Origin of the sequence: Chryseobacterium sp. 22458, from assembly GCF_052044975.1 — a bacterium.
Lineage (GTDB): Bacteria > Bacteroidota > Bacteroidia > Flavobacteriales > Weeksellaceae > Chryseobacterium.
In genome coordinates, this window is record NZ_JBQEOA010000005.1 from 129,547 (window position 1) to 155,101 (window position 25,555).

21 protein-coding genes and 2 riboswitches are annotated in these 25,555 nt (G+C 38.7%); of the genes, 13 read left to right on the forward strand and 8 right to left on the reverse strand.

The window, feature by feature from the left end; genetic code table 11:
* Positions 1-33: 33 nt before the first annotated feature.
* The 6 genes from ccoG to ACTJJF_RS18075 all read right to left on the reverse strand — a co-directional run bounded on the left by ccoG (position 34) and on the right by ACTJJF_RS18075 (position 7,675).
* On the reverse strand, positions 34-1,488 hold the full coding sequence (gene ccoG / locus ACTJJF_RS18050) for a cytochrome c oxidase accessory protein CcoG (protein ID WP_312298907.1): 1,455 nt from the start codon (positions 1,486-1,488) through the stop codon (positions 34-36).
* Positions 1,489-1,583: 95 nt separating this feature from the next.
* Complete coding sequence (locus ACTJJF_RS18055; protein ID WP_312298905.1) at positions 1,584-2,462, reverse strand: c-type cytochrome; 879 nt, start codon at positions 2,460-2,462, stop codon at positions 1,584-1,586.
* Positions 2,463-2,470: 8 nt separating this feature from the next.
* A complete protein-coding gene (locus ACTJJF_RS18060; protein WP_440700549.1) occupies positions 2,471-2,671 on the reverse strand; it encodes a cbb3-type cytochrome oxidase subunit 3 in 201 nt (66 codons plus the stop codon).
* A 20-nt stretch (positions 2,672-2,691) separates the two neighbouring features.
* Complete coding sequence (ccoN, locus tag ACTJJF_RS18065) at positions 2,692-4,953, reverse strand: cytochrome-c oxidase, cbb3-type subunit I (RefSeq protein WP_312298898.1); 2,262 nt, start codon at positions 4,951-4,953, stop codon at positions 2,692-2,694.
* 21 nt (positions 4,954-4,974) lie between these two features.
* Positions 4,975-5,187 (reverse strand): cbb3-type cytochrome oxidase assembly protein CcoS, encoded by a 213-nt coding sequence (gene ccoS / locus ACTJJF_RS18070; protein WP_065400910.1) that lies wholly within the window; start codon positions 5,185-5,187, stop codon positions 4,975-4,977.
* Positions 5,188-5,296: 109 nt separating this feature from the next.
* Complete coding sequence (locus ACTJJF_RS18075; protein WP_440700550.1) at positions 5,297-7,675, reverse strand: heavy metal translocating P-type ATPase; 2,379 nt, start codon at positions 7,673-7,675, stop codon at positions 5,297-5,299.
* A gap of 88 nt (positions 7,676-7,763) precedes the next feature.
* On the opposite strand from ACTJJF_RS18075, the gene ACTJJF_RS18080 reads away from it, so the two are divergent.
* The 12 genes from ACTJJF_RS18080 to ACTJJF_RS18135 all read left to right on the forward strand — a co-directional run bounded on the left by ACTJJF_RS18080 (position 7,764) and on the right by ACTJJF_RS18135 (position 18,958).
* Positions 7,764-8,477 (forward strand): Crp/Fnr family transcriptional regulator, encoded by a 714-nt coding sequence (locus tag ACTJJF_RS18080; protein ID WP_065400912.1) that lies wholly within the window; start codon positions 7,764-7,766, stop codon positions 8,475-8,477.
* 62 nt (positions 8,478-8,539) lie between these two features.
* Positions 8,540-9,355 carry a 3-methyl-2-oxobutanoate hydroxymethyltransferase gene (gene panB, locus ACTJJF_RS18085; protein WP_065400913.1) on the forward strand — a complete coding sequence of 272 codons (816 nt, stop codon included), beginning with the start codon at positions 8,540-8,542 and terminating at the stop codon, positions 9,353-9,355.
* A gap of 3 nt (positions 9,356-9,358) precedes the next feature.
* A complete protein-coding gene (locus ACTJJF_RS18090) occupies positions 9,359-9,676 on the forward strand; it encodes a hypothetical protein (protein WP_312298886.1) in 318 nt (105 codons plus the stop codon).
* Positions 9,677-9,687: 11 nt separating this feature from the next.
* Positions 9,688-10,365 carry an RluA family pseudouridine synthase gene (locus ACTJJF_RS18095; protein ID WP_312298884.1) on the forward strand — a complete coding sequence of 226 codons (678 nt, stop codon included), beginning with the start codon at positions 9,688-9,690 and terminating at the stop codon, positions 10,363-10,365.
* A 191-nt stretch (positions 10,366-10,556) separates the two neighbouring features.
* A complete protein-coding gene (locus ACTJJF_RS18100; protein ID WP_440700551.1) occupies positions 10,557-12,620 on the forward strand; it encodes a T9SS type A sorting domain-containing protein in 2,064 nt (687 codons plus the stop codon).
* 101 nt (positions 12,621-12,721) lie between these two features.
* A riboswitch (TPP riboswitch) is annotated at positions 12,722-12,818 on the forward strand.
* Positions 12,819-12,875: 57 nt separating this feature from the next.
* The gene (gene thiS / locus ACTJJF_RS18105; RefSeq protein WP_440700552.1) at positions 12,876-13,082 is read left to right on the forward strand and encodes a sulfur carrier protein ThiS; all 207 of its coding nucleotides are present in this window, start codon (positions 12,876-12,878) and stop codon (positions 13,080-13,082) included.
* 25 nt (positions 13,083-13,107) lie between these two features.
* On the forward strand, positions 13,108-14,919 hold the full coding sequence (thiC, locus tag ACTJJF_RS18110; RefSeq protein WP_440700553.1) for a phosphomethylpyrimidine synthase ThiC: 1,812 nt from the start codon (positions 13,108-13,110) through the stop codon (positions 14,917-14,919).
* Complete coding sequence (locus tag ACTJJF_RS18115) at positions 14,916-15,512, forward strand: thiamine phosphate synthase (RefSeq protein ID WP_440700554.1); 597 nt, start codon at positions 14,916-14,918, stop codon at positions 15,510-15,512. The genes thiC and ACTJJF_RS18115 overlap by 4 nt, the downstream gene beginning before the upstream one ends.
* A gap of 7 nt (positions 15,513-15,519) precedes the next feature.
* Complete coding sequence (gene thiE / locus ACTJJF_RS18120; RefSeq protein ID WP_440700555.1) at positions 15,520-16,152, forward strand: thiamine phosphate synthase; 633 nt, start codon at positions 15,520-15,522, stop codon at positions 16,150-16,152.
* A 45-nt stretch (positions 16,153-16,197) separates the two neighbouring features.
* A complete protein-coding gene (locus ACTJJF_RS18125; RefSeq protein ID WP_440700556.1) occupies positions 16,198-16,974 on the forward strand; it encodes a thiazole synthase in 777 nt (258 codons plus the stop codon).
* A 9-nt stretch (positions 16,975-16,983) separates the two neighbouring features.
* Positions 16,984-18,102: a 2-iminoacetate synthase ThiH gene (gene thiH, locus ACTJJF_RS18130; RefSeq protein WP_312298869.1), complete on the forward strand. Its 1,119-nt coding sequence runs from the start codon at positions 16,984-16,986 to the stop codon at positions 18,100-18,102.
* 145 nt (positions 18,103-18,247) lie between these two features.
* Complete coding sequence (locus ACTJJF_RS18135; RefSeq protein WP_440700557.1) at positions 18,248-18,958, forward strand: HesA/MoeB/ThiF family protein; 711 nt, start codon at positions 18,248-18,250, stop codon at positions 18,956-18,958.
* Positions 18,959-19,160: 202 nt separating this feature from the next.
* Here the strand turns inward: ACTJJF_RS18135 and ACTJJF_RS18140 are convergent, their stop codons facing one another.
* Positions 19,161-21,389, reverse strand: a complete 2,229-nt coding sequence (locus tag ACTJJF_RS18140; RefSeq protein WP_440700558.1) for an outer membrane beta-barrel protein — start codon at positions 21,387-21,389, stop codon at positions 19,161-19,163.
* Positions 21,390-21,508: 119 nt separating this feature from the next.
* Positions 21,509-21,606: riboswitch (SAM-I-IV-variant riboswitch) on the forward strand.
* 289 nt (positions 21,607-21,895) lie between these two features.
* On the opposite strand from ACTJJF_RS18140, the gene ACTJJF_RS18145 reads away from it, so the two are divergent.
* On the forward strand, positions 21,896-24,640 hold the full coding sequence (locus ACTJJF_RS18145; RefSeq protein ID WP_440700559.1) for a TonB-dependent receptor plug domain-containing protein: 2,745 nt from the start codon (positions 21,896-21,898) through the stop codon (positions 24,638-24,640).
* Positions 24,641-24,705: 65 nt separating this feature from the next.
* Here the strand turns inward: ACTJJF_RS18145 and ACTJJF_RS18150 are convergent, their stop codons facing one another.
* Positions 24,706-25,545: a DUF5694 domain-containing protein gene (locus ACTJJF_RS18150; protein ID WP_440700560.1), complete on the reverse strand. Its 840-nt coding sequence runs from the start codon at positions 25,543-25,545 to the stop codon at positions 24,706-24,708.
* Positions 25,546-25,555 lie beyond the last annotated feature (10 nt).

Below are 25,555 nucleotides of genomic sequence, written 5' to 3' on the forward strand. Positions count from 1 at the left end.
AACAGATAAGTATGGAAGTATTTTATATTTTAATTAAAATTGTAGTTTAAACGGACCTTCAAAATACGTCTGGTAAGAGTCAATAAGATTTCCTTTCATATCATAAACCCCAATGGTGATGTTCTGCTTAGAGAGTCTCATCTCATTTTCCGGGAAGCTGATGTTGATGGTTCCTTTAGAAATCTTATCTCTGTCTACCTGAATCTTGCTTGATGCACTGTAAGTAATCTCTCCGTGAGTAGGTTCTATTACTTTTATTGTAACGATCTTTTTATCGTTTGTTTTATTCAGGAAGGTATAATTGTAGGTATTGGTAATTTTTCCGTCTCTTACAAAGAAGGTGCTTCCTGCCGGTTTAATGAACTTAGCTTCCATTTCGCCACGGCTGTAGAGAAGAAATCCTAAGAACCCTACAAGAAGGAGCAGGAATATTGAGAACCCTTTCATTCTTCCTGTAAATTTAAACTGGGTTTCTTTCTCAATTTCATTTTCAGAAGCATATCTGATCAGCCCTTTTGGAAGGCCAACTTTGTCCATCACTTCATCGCAGGCGTCGATACATGCCGTACAGTTGATGCATTCCAGCTGCTGTCCGTCTCTGATATCAATTCCTGTAGGGCATACCACTACACATTGATGACAGTCGATACAGTCTCCTTTACCAGCTGCTTTTCTGTCTTCACCTTTTCTCCATTTCGATCTGTTTTCTCCTCTTTTAAAATCATAGAAAACGTTGATTGTATCTTTGTCAATCAGTACTCCCTGAAGTCTTCCATACGGACACACCAAAGTACATACCTGCTCTCTGAACCATGCAAATACAAAATAAAATGCAGCGGTAAGAAGGATCATCACGATAAAATTGGTAGGATGGGCAAACGGTCCTTCAGAGACTATTCTGAATACTTCTTCATAGCCCACAATGTACATGAACATGAAGTGAGTAATGATGAGCGAAATAATGATATAAACAGACCATTTCAAGCTTCTCTTCCAGATCTTCTCGCTGTTCCACTCCTGTCTGTCCAGCTTCATCTGCTTATTACGGTCTCCTTCGATCAGATATTCGATTTTACGGAAGATCGATTCCATAAAAATTGTCTGAGGGCATATCCACCCGCAGAAAATTCTTCCGAATGCAATCGTAAAAACGATAATAAAGATCAAAGAGGCGATAGCACCTAAAGTCAGGATAAAAAAGTCCTGTGGATAGAAAGGCTGTCCAAAAATGAAGAACTCCCGGTCTATTACGTTGAACATCAGCAATGGGTTTCCATTGATCTTGATGAACGGTAGTGAAAAATAAATAATTAATAAAAGATAGCTTACAATGTTTCTATAGTTGGTGTATTTCCCTTTTGGTTTTCTTGGGAATACCCACTTTCTTTTACCGGATTGCTCCATTGTCCCTATAGAATCTCTGTAAGTTTCAGGGTCCAGAACCTGTCCCTGTCCGCCTCGTACTTCTATTTCTTCTATGTCTGACATATTGTAATGTGTTTAAAAAAGAAAAAACATAATTCGTTACTATTTTTAATCTAATAACAAATTATGTTTTTTTCATATGTTTCTAATTTTTTAAATTACTCTTTTTCCCAATGTGCTTCCTCACCATATGGTGTTGCTCCTCCTTGAGCAGGAGTAATTGGCGGTTGCTCCTGGTTGATGTGGTAAACATAAGCTGCTACATTTTGGATGTCAGCACCTGTTAATACCCCATTTTTACCCCAAGCCTGCATTGCCGTACCTGTTACCCCATTTTCTACAACGTGGAATACGTTTTTGAATAAGGTCTTTTCAGGCTGGTTGTGCCAGAAGTTATCGGTAAGGTTAGGCCCGATACCTCCTCTACCACCATCAGAGTGACAAGAAACACAGTTAGTTTTGAATACTTCCTCTCCGGCTGCAATGTTATCTGCTGAATATTTTGCAGATTCAATGGTTACTGGAGGCTGGTCTTTCATATACTTATCAATAGCAGCCATCTGTTCTTTATATTCCTTCTCATACTCGCTTAGCGGGTGTGCGAAATCTGTGAAAGAGTATGCTGCAATATATACAATACAAAAAGCAGTCCCAAAGTAGAATAAACCTACCCACCATTTTGGTAATTGGTTATCCAACTCCATGATTCCATCGAATCCGTGGTCGATAAGAATGTCTTTTTCTTCTGTATCCGATTGCTTTTTGAAAGCAGCTGCATACATTCTTTTGAAGAAAGGAACTTTCTTTTCAGCCAGGTAAGCCGCTTTTTCTTCAGGAGATAATTTTTTGAATTTGTTGTTTTCAATAAGGTCTCCAATGGCACTGTGAATATAAGCCAGAATACCAGCGATCACAACAGTTCCCCAGAAGTAAGGCGAACCTAAGAATGCATAACTTTGTACAAACAAATAATAAAAAACGATTAAAAGTCCGATTATTATTAAGATGTTTACGACAACAGGTGTTCTTTGTTTCATAAAATAGTCTAATTTTTTAAATTAAAATCGTCATCTTCATCATCCTGCAGAGGAGCTTCTTCTTCTTCTTTGTAGTATTTCTTAGGCTTGCTAAAAACATATATAATCAAAGCTACGAAGAACAGCATAAAGAAAATCAGAGCCAGTGTCTGGTAGAAACCAGAATTGTCTGTATTGGATAATATATCTTTAAAGTTCTGAGGAATCATATGAACCTTTTAATGTTTTTTTAGTTATTACTTGCTGTTTTGATTTCAGTTGTTTTGATATCAGTTCCCAGTCTCTGAAGATAAGAAATAAGAGCTACGATTTCTTTTTTCTCTAATTCTCCCTGAGGTCTCTTAGCATATGCCTCTTTAAGGTCATTCGCTTCAGAGAAGATATCTTTTACAATTTTTGCCGATTGGTTGTCAGCCCACTTATCTGCAGAATCAATCTGAGCCTTAGTATAAGGTACATCAAATGTATTCTTCATCAGCTTCATTTTGTCTACCATTTTAGATCTGTCTAAGTTATTAGCGATCAACCAAGGGTAACGAGGCATGATGGAACCTGCAGAAGTAGATCTTGGGTTGTACATGTGCTTGTAATGCCAAGAACTTGGGTTTTTACCACCTTCTCTATGTAAATCCGGTCCTGTTCTCTTAGAACCCCATAGGAATGGTCTGTCGTATACGAATTCTCCAGCTTTGGAGTATTGTCCGTTTTTACCGTTGAATCTTACGATCTCATCTCTGAACGGTCTTACCATCTGAGAGTGGCAAGCGTTACATCCTTCACGGATATAGATATCTCTACCTTCTAATTCAAGCGGTGAATAAGGCTTCACAGCAGAAATGGTAGGAACACTTTTCTTAAGGGATAGAGTAGGGATGATTTCCACCATACTTCCGATTGAAATGGTAAACAATGATAACACTGTCAATAACATCGGCATTCTTTCCAACCAAAGGTGGAATCCTTCTCCTTCTTTACGTTTGTTTCCGATATTGGCCAATGCAGGTGCCTCAGCAGGAACTTCTTTCTGGAATGATCCTTTTCTTACCGTAGCAATTACGTTTACGATCATTAGGATAGCTCCTGAAATATAGAATACTCCTCCTAAGAATCTCATTTTGAAGTAAGGGATAATAGCCGTTACCGTATCCAACCAGTTTTTCCATAATAAGGTTCCGTCCGGGTTGAATTGTTTCCACATTAATCCTTGTGTGAATCCTGAAATATACATTGGTACTGCATAGAAAATGATTCCTAATGTACCTAACCAGAAATGCCAGTTAGCTAATTTTACAGACCAGATTTTTGTTCTCCACATAATAGGTACCAGGTAATAAATAACCCCGAATGCCATGAAACCATTCCATCCAAGAGCTCCTAAGTGTACGTGACCGATAACCCAGTCTGTGAAGTGACCAATTTTGTTGATGTTTTTTGTTGCTAAAAGCGGCCCTTCAAATGTTGCCATACCATAACAGGTAACTGCAACTACGAAGAACTTAAGGATAGGATTTTCTCTTACTTTATCCCAAGCTCCTCTCAGCGTAAGAAGACCATTTAACATTCCCCCCCAGGATGGTGCGATAAGCATGATAGAGAAACCTGTTCCTACTGCCTGTGCCCATGCCGGAAGAGCGGTATACTGAAGGTGGTGAGGACCAGCCCAGATATATACGAAAATTAATGACCAGAAGTGAATAATAGACAGTTTATAAGAGAAAACCGGTCTGTCTGCAGCTTTTGGTAAGAAATAATACATCAAACCTAAAACCGGAGTTGTCAATACGAATGCTACTGCATTGTGACCATACCACCATTGTACGATAGCATCTTTTGCCCCTGCATATGCAGAATAAGACTTCCAGCCAGAGAATGATAACGGAACTTCAAGGTTGTTGAAGATATGAAGCATTGCTACTGCAACCCAGGTACCTAAATAGAACCAGATCGCTACATAAAGGTGTCTTACCCTTCTTTTAGCAATAGTCATAATCATGTTAACCCCGAAAATGATCCATGAAATAGCGATTAAGATATCGATCGGCCATTCATGTTCAGCATATTCTTTAGAAGTATTGATCCCCATAAAGAACGTAATGAACGTAGCAACGATCATAAACTGCCAAGTCCAGAAATGAATCCAAGACAATGTATCACTATACATTCTTGTTTTTAATAATCTCTGCGTAGAGTAATATACCCCAACATAAACGATATTACATACGAATGCAAAGATTACGGTATTGGTGTGCAACATTCTGATTCTACCAAAACCAAATGCACCATGAGTGTTTATTAACCCTTGGATATTACCTGATGATAAACTTCTGATGGTTGTATCATCTGTACCGAATAAGAATTCAGGTAATTCCGGGTAGAAAAGCATTAATGCCGCCGTAAGCCCGAACGTAAATCCTATGAAACCAAAGATAATGGTTGCATAGAGGAACGCACGGACAATACTATTGTCATAACTAAACTTTTGTGTTTCCATATCAACTATTCACTATTTTTCTCAATTTTTATTATTTTCTCCTATTTCTTTTTCGTCTTTATCCTTGTCGCCAGTCTCATCTTTTTCTTTGACTCTCTCGTCATCAAAAAGAATTCTGACAGCCGGAGATTCATCATCTTCAAACTGCCCTTTCTTGGCATACACTATAAATACGACCAGGAAGATCGCAGCTAAAGAAACACTGCAGACGATCATTAAATATAGAATATCCATTGGACAACAAAATTAACCTATTTTCGGGGTTCAAATTTAGTGAAAAATAATGACATTCATCACGAAATGCCGATTTCAGCTAATTTAAAATCAGTCTAAATAACAGCGTTTAAGCCCGTTTTTTGAAGTATTTGCGACCCAGTATCCAAGTCGAAATTGTAGTAAAGGTCACTACCGTAATTGAACTCACCGGCATGATGATTGCTGCAAAAAGCGGATGCATATGTCCTGTGACTGCGTAACTTAACCCTACAATATTATAAAGAAAACTGATTATAAATGTCATTTTCACAATAGTGATCGAGCCTTTGCAGACGTTCAGGTAATTGTCAAGAGTCACTACTTTTTCACCATTCATGATCACATCGGAAGAAGGGGTGAAGCTGTTGGTGTCATCGGCAATGGCAATTCCTACATTACTTTGTTTTAACGCTCCGGCATCATTCAGCCCGTCTCCCAACATGGCTACTTTCATGTGCTGATCCTGAAGGTTTTTGATATAATTCAGTTTGTCCTCAGGGCTTTGATTGAAAGCCATTCCCTTGTAATTAGGGATGAGTTCTTTGAGCTGGGTTTCCTCTGAAGAATTGTCCCCGCTAAGAATGAATATTTTGTATTGGGTAAGTTTGGTAAACAGATCCTTAAGTTTCGGACGGTATTCGTTTTTAAAGATGAATTTTCCGATGAACTGGTCGTTTTTACTGATGTATACTGCGGTTTCAAGATTTTTAGGTTCCTGATTATTGTATCGTGCAGAACCGATTTTGTACACATTCCCTCTTACGCTGGCTTCGTATCCTTTTCCTGATATTTCGCGGAAATTTTCTACCGGGAAATAGTCATCATTTACCTCTATAAACTCATATAATGATTTGGAAAGCGGATGATTTGAATTTTTGAGTAAGGTTTTGATATTGAATAAATCAAATTCACTGATTTCAGTACCTTCATATTTGATATTTGCCTTTTTTCTATGGGTAATCGTTCCTGTTTTATCAAAAACGATAGTATCCAGTTTGGCAATTTTTTCAATCGTTAAAGTGTCTTTTACGTAAAATTTATTCCTGCCTAAAATCCTCATAATATGGCCGAAAGTAAATGGGGCAGATAAGGCAAGTGCACAAGGGCAGGCAATGATCAGAATCGCTGAAATGACCTGGAACATTTTTTCAAGATCGATAAATGCCCAGTAGATTCCTGATATCAGGGCGATGCCAAGAATGACAAATGTAAAATATTTACTGATATTATTCGTGAGAGTATCAAGGCCGGTTTCATGTTTTTTAAATGCTTCTTTATTCCAAAGTTGGGTAAGGTAACTTTGATCTACATCTTTGATAACTTCCAGCTCAAGAGAGGAACCAATTTGTTTTCCTCCTGCAAAGATTTTATCTCCCGGCTGTTTACTGATACTTTCACTTTCCCCGGTGATAAAGCTGTTGTCAATATTCCCTTCTCCGTTGATCAGAATGGCGTCTACCGGTATGATTTCCTGGTTTCTAACTAGAATTCTGTCTCCTACTTTAACTTCTGAAAGCAGCATGTTTTCCTGTTTCCCTTCAAAATCTATTTTGGTAACGGCAATCGGATAGAAAGATTTGTAATCCCTGTCATAGGAAAGGGCGCTGTACGTTCTTTTCTGGAAAAGTTTACCCATCAGCATGAAAAACAGAAGGCCGCAAAGTGTGTCAAAATATCCCGGACCATAATCCGTGGCCACTTCATAGATGCTTCTCCCAAAAAGAACGAAGATTCCCAATACGATAGGAACATCGATGTTTACAATTTTATTCTTCAGTCCGTACCATGCGGATTTGTAGTAATCTGATGCAGAGTAGAATACAACAGGGCAGGCCAGTAAGAACATCAGTACTCTGAAAAGCCCTTTGTAATGCTCCATCCAGTAATCTTCACCTCCCACGTATTCAGGAAAAGCCAGGAACATTCCGTTTCCGAAGGCAAATCCGGCAATGGCAAATTTTACCAGAAGGGATTTGTCCAGATGGTCAACATTTTTTTCGGCAGTCTCAAGGTTGATGACAGGTTTGTACCCCAGATTAGTTAAGAAATTAGCGAGTTGGCTTAATTTCAGGTCGTTATGATTGAATGAGATCTGTAAGGTCTTTCTGGTAAAGTTGACCTGGGAATATTTGATATGATCGTTCAGTGTATGAAGGCTTTCCAGAAGCCAGATACAAGAAGAGCAGTGTATTACAGGGATTTTAAATGTGACAAGGCTGGTGTTTCCTTCTGAGAAATCAGTCACCTTTTCGAAAATTTCAGGAGTGTCCAGATAATCGAACTGAGTAGAGTTTTCATCACCCGGGCGAATTCCGGCTCCTTTATTCAGCTCGTAGAAATTACTTAAATTATTCGTATTCAGAATTTCATAAACAGATTTACATCCGTTGCAACAGAAAGTCTTTTCGTCAAATAAAATTCTCTCTTTTTCTATACCTTGACCACAATGAAAACAGTTCTCGCTCACCCCATAAAATATTGAACTACAAAATTATAACAATTTTTTTTGTTTATCGTGTTAAAAAGTTCTATTTTTGTGATAAATATCATATAAAATGCCGCAGGAACAACAGATAGCAATTGAAGAGAGGTTCGCCAGAGTTTTTAATGATAAATCATTTAAGGAAAGACTTTCTAGCGCAGATTTTGAAAAATATATTAACGGTAAAAAAAGATTGAGTTTTCAGAAACACGATACTATTTTCGAGGATGGCGAAACTCCGAAAGGGGTATTCGTGCTTGAAAAAGGAGCCGCTAAACTTTCGAAATCAGGTGCCTTCGGGAAAGATCAGATTTTAAGATTTATCAAAGAAGGGGATATCATCGGCTATCGTTCTTTGCTTTGCGGGGAAAATTTCCAGGCCAAAGCAGAAGCTATGACAGACATTGAGTGTGTTTTCTTACCAGCTGATATCTTTATGTATCTTTTGGAAGTAGATCCGCAACTATCTTTCGTGATGCTTCAGAAAATATCATACGAATTAGGAGAATCTTCCAATACCATTACTTTCCTTGCTCAGAAAACAGTGAGAGAAAGACTGGCTGAAATCCTTTTGCTTCTTGAGCAGAAACTGGGAGTAGATCCGGAAGGATTTATCAAGATATCATTGACAAGAGAAGAAATTGCCAATATTATCGGTACCGCTACAGAAAGTGCCATCCGTCTGATCTCAGAATTCAAACAGGACAGCCTGATTGAAGTGGATGGACGAAACATCAAGATTCTCAATCACGACAAACTCATGAAACTCGGTCACGTAGTTTTATAAAAATCATAAAAACTTAAGTCGGCTACAGGCCGACTTTTTAACTTTTAAAAAATAGATCAATTATGTCTGTTCACTCTGAAATTAAAAAAGTTACAACTGAAACCTTGCGTAAAATGAAATTCGACAAGGAAAAAATAACAATGCTTACAGCCTATGATTTTACTACAGCAAAAATGGTAGACGCAGGTGGAGTAGATGCTATTTTGATTGGTGACTCTGCAGCAAATGTAATGGCAGGTTTTGAAACGACCTTACCTATTACCCTGGATCAGATGATCTATCATGCTCAAAGTGTGGTGAGAGGAACTGACAGAGCTTTGGTAGTGGCAGATTTGCCTTTCGGAACATATCAGAGTAATCCGGAAAAAGCCCTGGAATCTGCCGTAAGAATGATGAAAGAAGGAGGTGCTCATGCAGTAAAGATTGAAGGAGGTAAAGAAATTTCCAAATCAATCAAAAAAATCATCAACGCCGGAATTCCTGTGATGGGGCATTTGGGATTAACTCCACAATCAATCTATAAATTCGGAACCTATAAAGTAAGAGCAAAAGAAGAAGCTGAAGCTCAAAAACTGATTGATGATGCCATGCTTTTGGAAGAGTTAGGCTGCTTCTCAGTTGTTTTAGAGAAAATTCCTGCTGATCTGGCTAAAAAGGTAACAGAAAGTATTTCTATCCCAACGATCGGAATCGGTGCCGGTGCAGATTGTGACGGGCAGGTTCTTGTTTATCATGATATGGTAGGAATGAACAAAGGCTTCAGTCCGAAATTCTTAAGAAGATACCTTGATCTTTACACGGAAATTACAGGAGCTGTTTCTCAATACGTAAAAGACGTGAAAAGTGTAGAGTTTCCAAACGAAAACGAAAGTTATTAATTCATGCAAAATCAACAACAATCTATCCAGGGAATTTTATCTATTGCAGCACTGATCTGTCTTGCGGTAGGATGGTTCAACCTGTTTTCCCCGGAAATCAACCATTTACTTTCCAGAAAGGTTTTTTATGTGCTGATAGGGGCAAGCTTCTTTATTCAGGCACCTTTGCTTACCAATAAAAACTTTGTCTATGCCATGTATGCAGCAGCAGCGATCTGTGTAATCGGAGCATTTATACCGGAAGGTTCAAATCTCTCTGCTGTTAAAACCATTGGCCTTCTGGCCGGGATTATCCTTTCATTGTCAAACAGAAGAAGATAGACTGCAGCAATATGAAGGAGCAGATTATATATGAAGACAATCATCTTCTGGTGGTCAACAAAAAGGTAGGTCAGCTTGTACAGGGCGACAAAACCGGTGATGAATCCCTACTGGAATCCATAAAGAATTTTATAAAAATAAGAGATGCTAAGCCGGGAAATGTTTTTCTCGGCTTGGTTCATCGTATAGACCGGCCTACTTCAGGTCTGGTGATCTATGCAAAAACATCCAAAGCACTTTCCCGTCTTACACAGATGGTTAAGAACCGTGAGGTCAAAAAAACCTATTGGGCTGTTGTAGGTAAAGAAATGATTCCTCAGAATCAGAGACTGGTGCATTATTTAAAGAAAAACGAAAAAAATAATAAAGCGATCGTTTTTCCTAAGGCTACAGAAGGCGCAAAAGAAGCAATACTTACCTATAACGTGATCAAAACACTGGATAATTACCTGCTTTTGGAAATTGATCTTGAAACGGGAAGACATCATCAGATCCGGGCACAGCTGTCAAAAACAGGAGTTCCGATCAAAGGGGATCTTAAATATGGAGCGCCCCGTTCCAATCCGGATGGCGGTATCAATCTTCACGCAAGAAAACTGGAGTTTATTCATCCGGTTACCAAAGAAAAAATTGAAATTACAGCACCGGTTCCGCAGAATGATGCAATCTGGAGAGCCTGTGAAGAATAAAAGGAAATCCTGCTGATAGGCGGGATTTCTTTTTGTTTTTCGGATTTTTGATTTGTCTTTTATTCTCTTTCTGGTGTATTAAATTCTCTATATTTAATATATTGTATTGATTATTATTCAACAAATGTTAAATTTAATTAAATTATTCAAAAAATTCATATCTTGGTTGGAACTTAAAAATTTAACGAGATATGAAAAAACTTTACCCATTTTCTTTTCCACGGAAAAGAAAAACATTTAATTTTAAAAGCATTGTATTGGGATTTGCAATGCTGATAGGAGGAAAAGAGATGGCTTCCGCACAGGTGAGCACTTATACTTTTTCCCAGTCTTCAGGAACTTATACACCAATAACGGGAACAGTATTGGATGCTGCTACAGGAAATACTTCTACTACTAACCTTAATAGTAATATTTACCCTCTGTCATTGCCTTTTGATTTCGTATTTAATGGTACAACGTATAATTCTGTGAATATTTCTACGAATGGCTTCATTACTTTTGGAGCAACGGCCCCTACTGCCACTACAACATCCCCTATATCAGGTACTTCAGGATATGATGGAGCTGTTGCTGCATGGGGAAGAGATCTTGGGTCTGTATTTGATATTAATGGTACTACAGGAAATATCAGCTGGACAACTACAGGAACGGCTCCAAACCGGGAAGTTGTGATACAATGGAAAGACTTCAGAGCGGTTTACAGTACTTCTACCACAAACGTTTATGTATTTTCTTTTCAGGTTGTACTTCAGGAAACATCCAATATTATAAAAACCATATATAATGACGGAGCATTTTTAGTTGGAAATACAGCGGTTTCTTCTACAGCTCAAATCGGATTGAGAGGAAGTTCGAACAGTGATTTTAATAACAGGCTCAATGCTTCATCACTGGAATTTATCAATTCTACTGCCGGAACATCAAACAGCAGTAGTCAGTCTTTTAATAGTACAAATGCTGTTCCGGGAATGCCTCCTGCCGGATTAACCTATAGCTGGACGCCACCTTCCTGCTATGCCCCGTCAGGATTATCAGCCGGAGCAACAACTGCCAATACTGCTGCAATATCATGGTCTGCTTCGCCTTCTGCTCCCGGTACTTATGATGTATATTATAGTACAAGCAATACGGCTCCTACCTCTTCTACACTACCAAGTATACCTCCGGTATCCGGTACATCAGCTACTTTAAATTCTTTAGCCCCGTCAAGCGTTTATTATATTTGGGTAAGATCAAATTGTGGTTCCGGTAATACAAGTATATGGTCTCTTCAGCCTATACAGGTTATAACGCAATGTCAGCCTCCTTCAGTCATTACATCCAGCGGAGCTACAGTATGTCCGGGGCAGACTGCAACATTATCTGCAACAACAGGCAGTGGATCTGTGCTTTTGTGGTATGATGCCAGTACAGGCGGAAACAATATTGGTACAGGGAATTCATATACTACTCCAGCACTTGCCTCTACCACAGATTACTGGGTTTCTGCAGCGACTATAGGATCAGATTCATATGTAGGTAAAGATGCACCTACCGCTACAACAGGGAATTCTACATTCACTGATTATGGGCTGGTATTTGACGCTTATTCTCAAATGACAATAAAAGAAGTGGATGTATATCCTATGGGAAGTGGTACAACAGGTACGGTTACCATTAACCTGAAAAACTCAAGCGGTACTATTCTGGCTACCAAAACAGCTACTGTGAATGTAACTACAGCAGGTGTATTGAATACCATAACACTTGATTTTAATGTTCCGGCAGCTGGAAATGATTACAGACTTGTTGTAGACGGAGCATCAGGAATATCCAATTTACGTAGGGAAATTTCATCAGGTTTCACTTATCCGTATGTGTTGCCTGGAATATGCAGCATAAAAGCAGCCAGATTCGGCTCAAGTCCTAGCCAAAGTTATTATTACTACCTGTACAACTGGAAAGTAAGCGGAATTTGTGAATCAGATAGAACAATGGTGACCGCTACTGTAAACTGTTTAAGTACTTCAGAAGTAAATACCAAAGATGCGATGAAAGTGTATCCTAATCCGTTCAGTGACAGGGTTACCATTACGGATATTGAAAAAGTAAAATCAATTCAGGTATTTGATGCTTTAGGAAGAATGGTAAAAACGATTGATAATGTAACTTCTAAAGAAATTGATCTTGGTGACTTGAATTCAGGATTGTATGTTCTTACTCTTAGTATGAAAGATGGAAGCAGTACCCATGTGAAGGCAATAAAGAAATAGTTTTTTAATTAAAATAAAATGAAGTCCGGAGGTTGTATTATCTCCGGATTTTTTGTTTTAAAAAACGATTTTGTCCTTTCTGAAAAAATAACTAACTTCGTCCCATGCTTTAGGGGTGTCTGTTATAGACAGACTGAGATTTTACCCTTTGAACCTGATCTGGATCATACCAGCGTAGGGAAAAGTAAATGACTTTTGCTGTACATTCTATTGTACAATAATGGCCATTCCTAAAGTATATTTAAATTATTAGGAATGGAACTAATTATCAACCACACCCCAAAAACATTTGATACACTTCCTGAAAATCTGGAAGCATTACTGGCTATAGAGTTTCCCGGAAAACGAAAAGGAATTGCCGTAGCCCTCAATAATCGTATCATTCCGCTGTCTGCCTGGGCGGAAACCTTCCTCAAAGACAAAGATTCAGTTTTAATCATTACTGCCACTCAGGGCGGTTAATTCTCATATTTTAATACCAATACTTATGGCTCACTCCATTACATGTTCGCCATTTCCGAACTCAAAGAAAATATATATTGAAGGAAAAATTCATTCTATCAATGTAGCAATGCGTGAAATACAGCTTAGTCCTACCAAACTTACCAATGGAGGCTTTGAACACAATCCGCCTGTAACCATTTACGATACCTCAGGTCCCTATACCGATGAAAATGCTGTGATTGATATCCAGAAAGGACTTCCCAGGATCAGAGAGCAATGGATATTGGATAGAGAAGATGTTAATATTCTGGAAGGAATTACTTCAGAATATGGTAAAGCCCGCCTTGCAGATCCTAAGCTTGACGAATTACGTTTTTCCTATGATCATAAACCTAAAGTAGCACAGGAAGGAAAAGAACTTACCCAGCTTTATTATGCGAAACAGGGAATCATCACTCCGGAGATGGAGTATGTGGCAATCAGGGAAAACCAAAGAATTGAACAGTTGGAATCTGCCCCTAAAGAGATGGCCTGCCAGCATATCGGAAACAGTTTTGGAGCCAATACTCCAAAAAGTAAGATTACTCCGGAATTTGTAAGAGATGAAATCGCTGCCGGAAGAGCAATTATTCCGAATAATATCAACCACCCGGAAAGCGAGCCGATGATCATCGGAAGAAACTTTTTAGTAAAGATCAATGCCAATATCGGTAACAGCGCTGTCACATCCAGTATTGAAGAGGAAGTGGAAAAAGCTGTCTGGGCCTGCCGCTGGGGAGCCGATACCATCATGGATCTTTCCACAGGAAAAAATATTCATGAGACAAGAGAATGGATTATCAGAAACAGCCCGGTTCCTATTGGTACCGTTCCGATCTATCAGGCCTTAGAAAAAGTAAAAGGAGTTCCGGAAGATCTTACATGGGAAGTCTTCAAAGACACACTGATTGAGCAGGCAGAGCAGGGAGTGTCTTATTTTACCATTCATGCCGGGGTTTTGCTTCGTTATATTCATCTGACAGCCAGTAGAGTAACGGGGATTGTGTCCCGGGGAGGGTCTATTATGGCCAAATGGTGTTTGTTCCATCATAAAGAAAACTTTTTATACACTCATTTTGAGGAGATTTGCGAGATCATGAAGAAATATGATGTAGCTTTCTCACTTGGGGACGGTCTTCGTCCGGGGTCAATTGCTGATGCCAATGATGCTGCACAGTTTGCTGAGCTCGAAACTTTAGGCGAGCTGACCAAAATAGCATGGAAACATAATGTACAGGTCATGATCGAAGGGCCGGGGCACGTTCCGATGCACATGATCAAAGAAAATATGGAAAAACAGCTGGAAGAATGCCATGAAGCACCATTCTACACTTTAGGACCTTTAACAACGGATATTGCGCCGGGCTATGACCACATTACCTCAGGAATAGGAGCAGCAATGATCGGGTGGTTCGGTTGTGCAATGCTTTGCTATGTAACACCTAAGGAACATTTAGGACTTCCGAATAAAGAAGATGTAAAAGTTGGGGTAATCACCTATAAACTGGCCGCTCATGCAGCAGACCTGGCAAAAGGGCATCCCGGTGCACAATACAGGGATAATGCCTTGAGTAAAGCCAGATTTGAATTCAGATGGGAAGATCAGTTCAACCTTTCGTTAGATCCGGATACGGCAAGAGCTTATCATGATGAAACCCTTCCTGCCGACGGAGCAAAGATTGCTCACTTCTGCTCAATGTGTGGGCCGAAATTCTGCTCCATGAAGATTACTCAGGAAATCCGTGAATCTGCAGAAAAAGGAATGCTGGATAAATCACAGGAATTTATTGAAAAAGGAAAAGAGATCTATATATGATCCTTGTCATCACCCCTGAAATAATGGTTCCCAATGAAACGGATATTATCAATCAGATGTTTCAGAAAGGATTGGATCTGCTTCATATCAGAAAGCCGCAGGCTACCCTGCAGAAACTGGCAAGTTTTATCAGTGAGATTGACCTTTCATTCCGTTCACGGTTAGTTCTTCATACTCATTATGAGTTGGGAAAAGATCATGGAATTTCAAGATTTCATGTAAGGGAAACCGATAGATTGGAAGGAAAATATAAGCCTTTTGCAGACAAGAATATTATGTCAACTTCAGTGCATGATATGAATACTTACAATACATTGGGAAAAGAATGGGAATATGTTTTCATAAGCCCGTTCTTTCCAAGTATTTCTAAAAAAGGATATGGTGAAAACTCAACAATTAGAGAAGAGGTGAAGCATAGAGACAACAAAGCGCTACAATTGATAGCACTGGGTGGAATTACTCCTGAAAATATCTGCAAAGTTTTTGAAGCCGGAGCAGATGGAGCTGCTTTGCTGGGAGCAGTCTGGGAAAGTGAAGATCCTCTGGGTGTTTTTATGAAATGCAGGGAGAATTATTTCATATCAAAAAAATAGAGCAACTATGGAAAAACTACAATACATATCACAGGGAAAAACAAGAGCAGAGCAGGAAGTTAACATCCGGAAAGCTTTAGATCATGGTATAAACTGGGTGCAGATCCGTTGGAAAAATGCACCTGAAAAAGAATTGATCAGTCTTTGTGAGACTTCAAAGAGTTTATGCTCAGAATATCAGTCGGTTTGCATTATCAATGATCATGTAGAACTGGCAAAAAATATTGATGCTGACGGTGTCCATTTAGGATTGGATGACGGTTCTCCGGAAGCAGCCAGATCCATTTTAGGAGACCATAAAATAATAGGCGGTACAGCCAATACCCTTTCTGATGTATTGCAAAGAATGAACGAACCATGTGATTATATAGGGCTTGGGCCGTTACGATTTACGGCAACAAAGGAAAAGCTGAGCCCCGTACTGGGTTTTGAAGGATATCGTCAGATTGTGGAGATTTTGAAAGAAAAATCTCTGTCTGTTCCTAAGATATTTGCGATAGGCAGTATCACTCTTGAAGATATTGTTCCCTTACAACAGATTGGAATTTATGGAGTTGCCGTTTCAGGAGAAATTACCAGACAGGCGTCCCTTATTAATGAATTTAAAAAAGTAATCACCCATAACGAGATTTTCCGGTAAGCGGAACAGGGGATTGTATATGACCTTTGAAAAATAAATAATGATATGACTGATCAGAAATTAATAATAGCAGACAGAACTTTTGAATCCAGACTATTTTTAGGAACCGGAAAATTCGGAAGCCTGAGAGAGATGACATCTTCTGTAGTGGCCTCAGAAACAGATATGGTGACAATGGCCCTGAAAAGAATTGATGCCCAATCTGCAGAAGATGACCTGCTGGACTCCTTACGGGGGACAAAAGTGCATCTTTTACCCAATACTTCAGGAGCAAGAACAGCCAAAGAAGCGGTATTAGCAGCTCAGCTGGCCAGGGAAGCTCTGGAAACCAACTGGGTGAAGCTTGAAATTCATCCGGACCCAAAGTATTTGCTACCGGACCCTATTGAAACGCTTTATGCAACTGAAGAGCTGGCAAAACTGGGCTTTGTGGTAATGCCTTATATTCATGCAGATCCCGTATTATGTAAAAGGCTGGAAGATGCAGGAACAGCTGTGGTAATGCCTTTGGGAGCGCCTATTGGAACGAATAAAGGTTTGAGAACATTAGATTTTTTAGAAATCATCATCAGCCAAAGTAATGTACCGGTAGTGGTAGATGCAGGAATAGGAGCGCCATCAGATGGGGCCAAGGCAATGGAGATGGGAGCTGACGCCGTTCTTGTTAATACAGCGATTGCAGTGGCAGGAAATCCTGTGAATATGGCTGTAGCATTTAAAGAAGGTGTAATTGCAGGAAGAAAAGCCTTTGAATCAGGATTGGGAGCCATAGCCAATCATGCCGAAGCTTCAAGCCCGCTGACCTCATTTTTATTTGAATAAAACAGAATCATGAAAAGCTTCAAAAATGTTTTTGAACAATATGACTGGGAAGAAATAAAAAACAGGCTCAGAAAGGTAACTTTATCAGACGTCTGCTACAGTCTTCAGAAAAAGAATAAAACAATAGATGACTTTCTGAACCTGATTTCTCCGGCAGCTTCCGTGGAGCTGGAGACGATGGCTAAAATGACCCGTTCCCTTACGCAGAAACGTTTCGGGAAAACAATTCAGTTGTATGCGCCGCTGTATCTCAGCAACGAATGCCAGAATATATGTACCTACTGTGGATTCAGTTTAGACAACCAGTTAAAAAGAAAAACACTTTCAGACACGGAATTGCTTGTTGAAGCTTCAGTCCTGAAGTCAATGGAAGTGAATCATGTATTATTGGTAAGCGGAGAAGCCAATAAGATCGTGGGAGTTCCTTATTTTCAGAATGCTGTTCGTCTGTTGAAACCTCATTTTTCAAATATATCTATTGAAGTGCAGCCTTTGACAGAAGATGAGTACAGTCTTCTTCACAAAGAAGGTGTGCATTCTGTACTGGTATATCAGGAAACTTATCATCAGGAGGTTTATAAAGAATATCATCCTAAAGGAAAAAAATCAAATTTTGATTTCCGTCTGGATACACCTGACCGGATAGGCAGGGCAGGAATCCACAAAATAGGGTTGGGAGTGCTTTTGGGATTGGAAGATTGGCGTGTTGACAGCTTTTTCAACGCATTACATATCGATTACCTTCAGAAACAGTATTGGAAAAGCAAATTTTCGGTTTCATTTCCAAGGCTGAGACCGGCTGAAGGAATTATTGAACCTAATTTTATAATGGAAGATAAAGACCTGCTTCAGCTGATCTGTGCTTACCGCATATGGAATGAAGACCTGGAAATCTCTATATCTACCAGAGAAAATGAGATTTTCAGAAATAATATCGTTTCGCTCGGGGCTACAGCCATGAGCGCAGGTTCCAAAACCAATCCGGGAGGCTATTCTGTGGATAAAGAATCTTTAGAACAATTTGAAACCAGTGACGAAAGGAGTATGGATGAAATCAGGATGATGATCAGAAAATCAGGATATGATCCTGTAATGAAAGACTGGGACTCCGTGTACAGTGGATTTTAAAATTTTTAAACCATTAAGGACTTTGAAGAAGTGAAGTTTAATTAAGAGAAACAGAAGATTTTTAAGATAGCAGCTTTTTAAACGGAGCTCATCTTAACTCTCCTTAAAAACTTAAAGAATCTTAATGGTTCAATTATTATAAAGTATGAAAAAAGAAGATTATTTTTCACGGTACAGCCGGCAGATATTCATTGAGGAAATAGGATTGGAAGGGCAAAAAAAAATCATGGCTTCGAAAGCACTCGTTGTTGGAGCCGGTGGCCTAGGAAGTCCTGTTATCCAGTATCTGGCTGCGGCTGGTGTAGGAACTTTAGGGATTGCAGATTTTGACCTTGTAGAATTGCATAACCTCAACCGTCAGATCATTCACACGGAAGACAGAACGGGAATGTCTAAAGTAAAAAGTGCCGAGGTATTTGTGAAAAACCTTAATCACCAGGTGAATCTGATTCCTATCGAACAGAAAATCAATAAAGCCAATGCATCAGACATCCTTTCCCGGTTTGACATCATCATCGACGGATCTGATAATTTTTCAACAAGATACCTGGTTAATGACACCTGTATGAAGCTGAAAAAAACATTGGTGTACGGAAGTATTCTCGGATTTTCAGGGCAAGTGGCAGTATTTAATCATCAGGGAAGCAAAAACCTGAGAGACCTGTTCCCGGAACCTCCGTCTGATGGAGATATGCCGGATTGTGACAGTTTAGGTGTTCTGGGAGCTTTGCCGGGAATTATAGGAAGTATGATGGCGCTTCAGACTTTAAAGATCATGGCTGATCTTCCTGTAAATTTAAATCAGATAACATTGGTAGATACAATGAATTGGAGATTTCAGACGATTGATTTTTAACAGCTTAAAAAGATTAAAAAATATTTCATCATTCTTTAACTATTCAATAGAAACGGGCTAAAGCCCGTTTTCTTATAACAAAATTCCATTGGCTTTAGCCGAAACTTACGCTTTTGATTTCTGAAAGATTTGTTATAATCCATAAAAATAAAAGAGGCAGTAAATTGTACTGCCTCCCTCTGTATCATTATTCGATGAAAAATTACTGTCCTTGCTGCATTACGCCTCCGTTATCCTCTTTTTTAGTCTGGTTCAGGATATTAGGATCCTCTTTCGCCAGTTTATTCTTTGTCGGAATCTTGTAATTGATGGAAATTCCAAAGTTTCTTGAGTCATATTTGGATCTCAGCATTGCACTCTCTCCCAATGGCGGATTAGAACGTACCTGCATGATCTGTCCGTTGAAAATATCATTGGCAAAAACAGATACAGTAAGGCGGTTGTTCATAAACTTCTTTGTTAAGGTAATATCTAAATTATTGTTGAACGGCTTTTCTGCTGTAAAGTAGAAATATCCTGCTTTAGGAGTCAGATAGCTGTAATTAGCTGTCAGTTTAATATCTTTTGGAAGAAGCAACTGAGTCATCACATTCAAAATCCAGAACCCTTTATTGTTGAGGTTATCAATCTCATGTTTCTGATATCCTGCATAGATGTACATGAAATTCATCTTGTCAGGATTGAAGTTAGATTTCATAATTTCACCTATCGATTTGGTGAAAATCTGAAACGGAACAGGAAGACCTACATTGAAATTGTGAATTTTCATATTTGAAATATTCATCTGCTGGTTGAATAGTTTTCTGCCGTCTTTTCTGATAATCTGTGCTACCTGGTTATTTGCTGAACTTACACTATACCCGATGAATGCATAATCGAAAGCTGAGATTTTTATTTCATAATTATCAAAAATAGTAGGCTGTAGATTCGGGTTACCGTTTACTTCCGTATTAGGGCCGTAGAATGTTACGTTATTAGGGTTTAAGGCAGAAATACTAGGCAGACTTATTTTTCTGTTGTAATTGGCGGCAATATAAACCTGACTCATCATATTATACTGCACACTTGCATTGGGGAAAAGCTTGAATTTATTGAAAGGAGTCAGATTAGCTTCTGTGAGCTTTCCTTCTTTATTGAAAAACCTTGTTATCCCTGAAATATCATAATTTTCAGCCCTTGAACCCAAGGTGAAATCAAACTTCTTCAGTTTAGCCTGAAATTCCAAATACGTAGAGGCGGTCTGTCTCTGGTATTCAAGATTGGTTAAGCCAAAACTTTCAGTATCGTAATCCTGTCTTTCATACAACCCTCCAAAGCTTACTTTTCCACCATCAAGAAGTTTGATAGGTTGAGCGTAATCTACTTTGAAATTGGCAATATTCATCACGGATTTATTGTTCAGCAGATCTTTTACGCCACTCATAGCACTGTTAATTGGAGGCTGGGGATCCGCTGCAAAATTTCCATCCTGAAAGAAATTGTCCTGAGAAAATTTACTGTCTGATCTTGTATAACCAAACTGAAAGTCCAGTTTTTGAGATTTATCTGCAAAACGTTTCTGATAGGTTACAACAGCTTCCTGTCGCAAATTATTCGTATGGGCAACATCTGAAGAAGTATAAAAAGCCTCTCTCAGATCATCTTTATTATTATCAAAAGGTAAATCTCCATGCCCCTTACTCAGTGTGTAATTGTCATTATTATTGTGATAAATATCGTAGTTTAATAATAGACGGTCCTGTCCTAAATCGAATGTTAACCCTGATTTTGCAAAATAACCTCTTCCCAATCGATCCGTATTGCTGTCCAGAAGCTCATCCTGCTGTGCATTCAGCATGCTTTCACGGTAGTTTTGCCCTACATTCAGCTGCCAGCCGAAATATTTATTTCTTGCATTCAGATTGATTGAATTGGTTGTTCTGCTTCTGTATTTATCATAATTCGAGAATGAATAATTCCCGGAATACGTTGCTGTTAAATACTTATTGGCATTTTTATTCGTAATAATATTCATGATAGCCCCTCCTGAGGTTGCCGGGAATTCGGCTCCGGGCTGAGTGATCACTTCTATTCTTTCTACAGAATTGGCAGGCATTCCTTCAAGAAAAGAATTTAATTCGTTGGAAGTAATATTCAAAGGCCTTCCGTTCAGGAAAACGTCCAGCATTTTTCCCTGGTACATCATTCCTGCAATATCCGTTGCAACAAGCCCCGGGAGTTTTTTAATTCCTTCCAGCACGTTTCCGTTATTCAGTTGAGGTTGTTCGGAAAAATCAAAAATAGTACGGTCTGCCTTTTGTTCAACGGCTTTTTTAGTTTTGGTGATTACCACCCCTTCAATTTGTTTCTCTTTAGAAGCAGCATTCTCTTTTTCCTGAGAAAAAGCAAATACAGAACCCAAAAGTGACAAAGCGAATATAGTTTTTTTCATAATGTTTTTACTGATATCCGGTTAGACGCAGAAAAAGATCATTTGTTACTGTAAAATATTGAAAATCGAAAATTTAGGCTAAATATTTTTTTATTTCCGAAATAATTATATCTTTGCCGGGTAATTATCAAGAATCTCTAGATGGGATAGCAACCTGCAAAAACAAGCAAGGTGCTGCAAGCGATAAGCCGGATCTTCCGGAAAAAATGTTTATCATTCTATCATTACTCCCATCTTGAATTTTTTGTTTTAAAGCTAAAATCAAATGTTTAAAAAGAAGGGAAATCACATTTCATCAGTACTTTTTTATTCTTCGGATCATGAAGTGAATCTTCATTACTCTGATATGTTCTCATGCCATTTCTACATGCGCATGTGTTGTTGTTTCTAGCCATTCTATTTCCAAAAAATAATACAAACTTTTCGAATGCTCCGGTAACCTTACAATTTTAGGGTTACAGGAATTGTATTGCCTAAAAAAACTTGACAATAAAAAAAATAACAACATGCATAATTTCAGAAAAAAAATTTTTGTTCCTTCCATTGCGCTTATCTCTACATTTTATTACGCTCAGAAGGATACTTTACAATCTAAAAAAATAGAAGATGTGGTGATCCTTGGATCAAGAGGTTCAGGAAGATCATTAACAGATACTCCGGTGCCGGTGGATATCATCAATATTTCAAAAATTTTAAAACAAAGCCCGAGCAACAGCATCAGTCAGGCTTTAAATTATATTGTACCTTCATTTTCATCAACTTCTCATACGGTTAACGACGGAACTGATTTTGTAGATCCTGCGCTCCTGAGGGGATTAGGCCCTGATCAGGTTCTGGTTCTTGTAAACGGAAAAAGAAGATATCAGTCTTCGCTTATTAATGTTACCCTTACCCCGGGAAGAGGTTCTGTGGGAACCGACCTTAATGCTATTCCTGCCTTTGCTTTAGAAAAGATTGAGGTTTTAAGGGACGGTGCTTCTGCCCAATACGGTTCCGATGCCATTGCCGGAGTGGTAAACCTGGGATTGAAAAAAAGACTTGGGCTTTCCGGACAGGTATTTTTAGGAGGGTATGCTTCTCCTGTTACCAATAATTTCTCTGGTGGGATAGATGGGCAGACGATTTCTGTAGATCTTAATTATGGAGCCAAAATAGGGAAAACAGGATTTTTTAACGTTACTGGTTCTGCCCAATACCGTGATCCTTATTCAAGAGCCGGAGTGAGAAACGGGGATATTTTCAATGCCTATAATGCAATTCATTACAGAGCTTTACAGGATGGAGTAAATATTGATGGACTCTATAAAAATATTACCAATACTCCCAATTCCCAGCAGATTATCAATACAATTAAGCAATATGCAACCAAAGTAGATTATTTTGGGAATGATTTTCAGTCTCAGATCTCAGAGGCAAATAGCATTTCTGATCTTCAGAATATACTGGGCAGAGATTTTACCTCTCAGGAACTTAATTACAGAGGCCTGGAGAGAAAAGATTTCAGTCTGAGAGCAGGGCAGTCTAAATTACAGTCAGGGCAGCTCTTTTTTAACTCTGAAATTCCTGTTAATGATGAATGGAAAGTGTACTCATTTGGAGGCTACAGCTACCGCCTTGGAAATGCCGGGGGATTTTACAGGCTTCCGAACAATGAAAGAAATATAAATTCAATTACCCCCAACGGATATCTTCCTCAGATTGAAGCGACGGTAAATGACTATTCTCTTGCTGCCGGAATTAAAGGCAAATGGAACGGCTGGAATGTAGATTTCAGCAATACATTTGGGAAAAATACCTTCGGTTTTGGGGTCGTAAATACCTTTAATGCATCGCTTACCGATAGTTCTCCAAGAACCTTTGATGCAGGAGGATCTGAGTTTTCACAAAATACAGTCAACCTGGATTTTTCCAAAAAATATGATGTCCTGAAAGGGTTGAATATTGCATTTGGGGGAGAATACAGGCACGAAAATTATAAAGTAAATGCCGGAAAAGAAAATTCTTATGCCTCATACGATATTTTTGGCCGTGTGGTAACCGCTCAAACGCCTGAAAATGAAAAAGTAACTGACTTCTTTAACAATATAAGACCAGCCGGAGCACAGGTTTTCCCAGGTTTTAGTCCGGAAAATGCAGTTTCAGGAAACAGAAACAGTATTGCAGCTTATGCTGATGCCGAGCTGGAAGTTACTGATGGGTGGCTGTTGGAGGGAGCTTTACGGTATGAGAATTATTCAGACTTTGGGTCTACATTCAATTATAAGGTGGCAACCAATGTAAAGCTGGCTCCCAATCTGAACTGGAGAGGAGCTGTTTCCACAGGGTTCAGAGCGCCTTCATTGGCTCAGATCTATTACAGCTCTACTTCCACTTTGATCCAGCAGGGGGTAACAACACAGGTAGGTACTTTCAGAAATAAATCTGAAGCTGCCCAGGCATTGGGGATTCCAAAATTAAAACAGGAAACATCACAATCTTACAGCACAGGAATTACATGGAAGATTCCGGCATTAAGCCTGACTTTCACAGCAGATGCTTATTTAATAAAGATTAAGGACAGAGTCGTTTTAACTGATCTTTTCTACCGTCCTGACGGAAGTTTTACTCCTGGTTCAGATCAAGCCGTTTTACAGAATGCTTTTGATCTCGCAAGAGCAAGCGCTGCCAACTTTTTTGCCAATGCAGTAGATTCTCAGACAAAAGGACTGGATATTACTATTTCCCATAACTCAAAAATTTCATCAGGGGTTTCTTTAGAGAATAATCTGGGAATCAACTTCAATCAGACTAAAAGAATCGGAGATATCCATGCCTCACCGAAATTGGTAAGCCAGATCAATAATTATTTCTCAGAACCCAACAGAATTTATTTTGAAGAAGCTGTACCGCGTGTAAAAGCTACATTAGCCAACACGGTAAGGGTTTCCGGCTTTACTTTCGTACTGCGCAATTCATTCTTTGGCAAAGTGACTGATGCAGATGTGGTAGATGCTAATTTTGATGGAGTAAAGGGAAGTACAGAACATTTTATCCTTAACAGTCGTTTGGTAACAGATCTATCTGTAGGTTATAATTTTAATAAAAATATTTCAGCAACAATAGGAAGCAATAATATCTTAAATATATTGCCTTCTAAAAGCCCTGATATACCTTCATTAACAGCAGATAATCAGTTTGTCTATTCCAGACAGGTTTCCCAATACGGGATAGGGGGAAGATTCTTATTTGCAAGAATTGAATTCAGTTTCTAAATATATTTGCTTAGAAGTTTTGAGTACAAAAGACAGAGACCGGATCTCTGTCTTTTATTTTTTATTTATTTCAGTGATGAAAATTCTATAAAATCATATTCTGCGGAAGAGGTAAAAAGCTGTCGTAATACTGCAGCATGTCCATTTCCGGCTATCACAAGAATTCTGTCTTCACTGTTGTGCGGAATGTTTTGGATATTTCGGAACATCCTCAGGTTTCTGCTGTACCAGTAAAGCGCAAGCATATCAGCACCATCATATTCTCTTAGTTTAAAATCACCGCTTAGATAGGCTCCATATCCGTACTCGTGGCTTTCTTTTGAATTCATATAGGTAAAAGTGTCCAGTAGAGATTTAAAATTTTTAGGCTCAGAACTCTTGTAGAAGGCTATAAACTGTTGAGAGATCTGATCATCACTTCTGAAGTCGTAATCCTTGCTGAGATTTTTAAAAAATGCAGAATCAGTTTTTCCAAAATGTTTTTCAAGATCATCCAGAATAGACTCAGCATCAATACTGAACAATTCGTTGATTTTAAGTTCACCGGCTATTCTCATCGCAAGCTGATAACGCTCATCTCTTTTGTCACGGTGCTTACCTTCGTTATATTCCTTCAGCTTTTGATTGGCCTTCCAGTTTGGCCAGGCTTCTATTGCAATCTTTGTAGGTTTAAATCTTTTGATATATTCTACAAGTTCAGTGACTTCTTTTGCTGTTTTAGGAGAAAGTACATCTACCTGATCTTCTTTATTGGTTTTATGGGCATCAAGATTAGGATAATCGAAATGGAATGAACCCACCACCAAAACTTTCGTCTTTGGGTTTGTAAAATAATCTGAAGGTTTCTTTTGTGCAAATACTGATGTAGAAAGGCAAACAAGAAAAATATAAATTAAGGTTTTCATGAGTTTATTT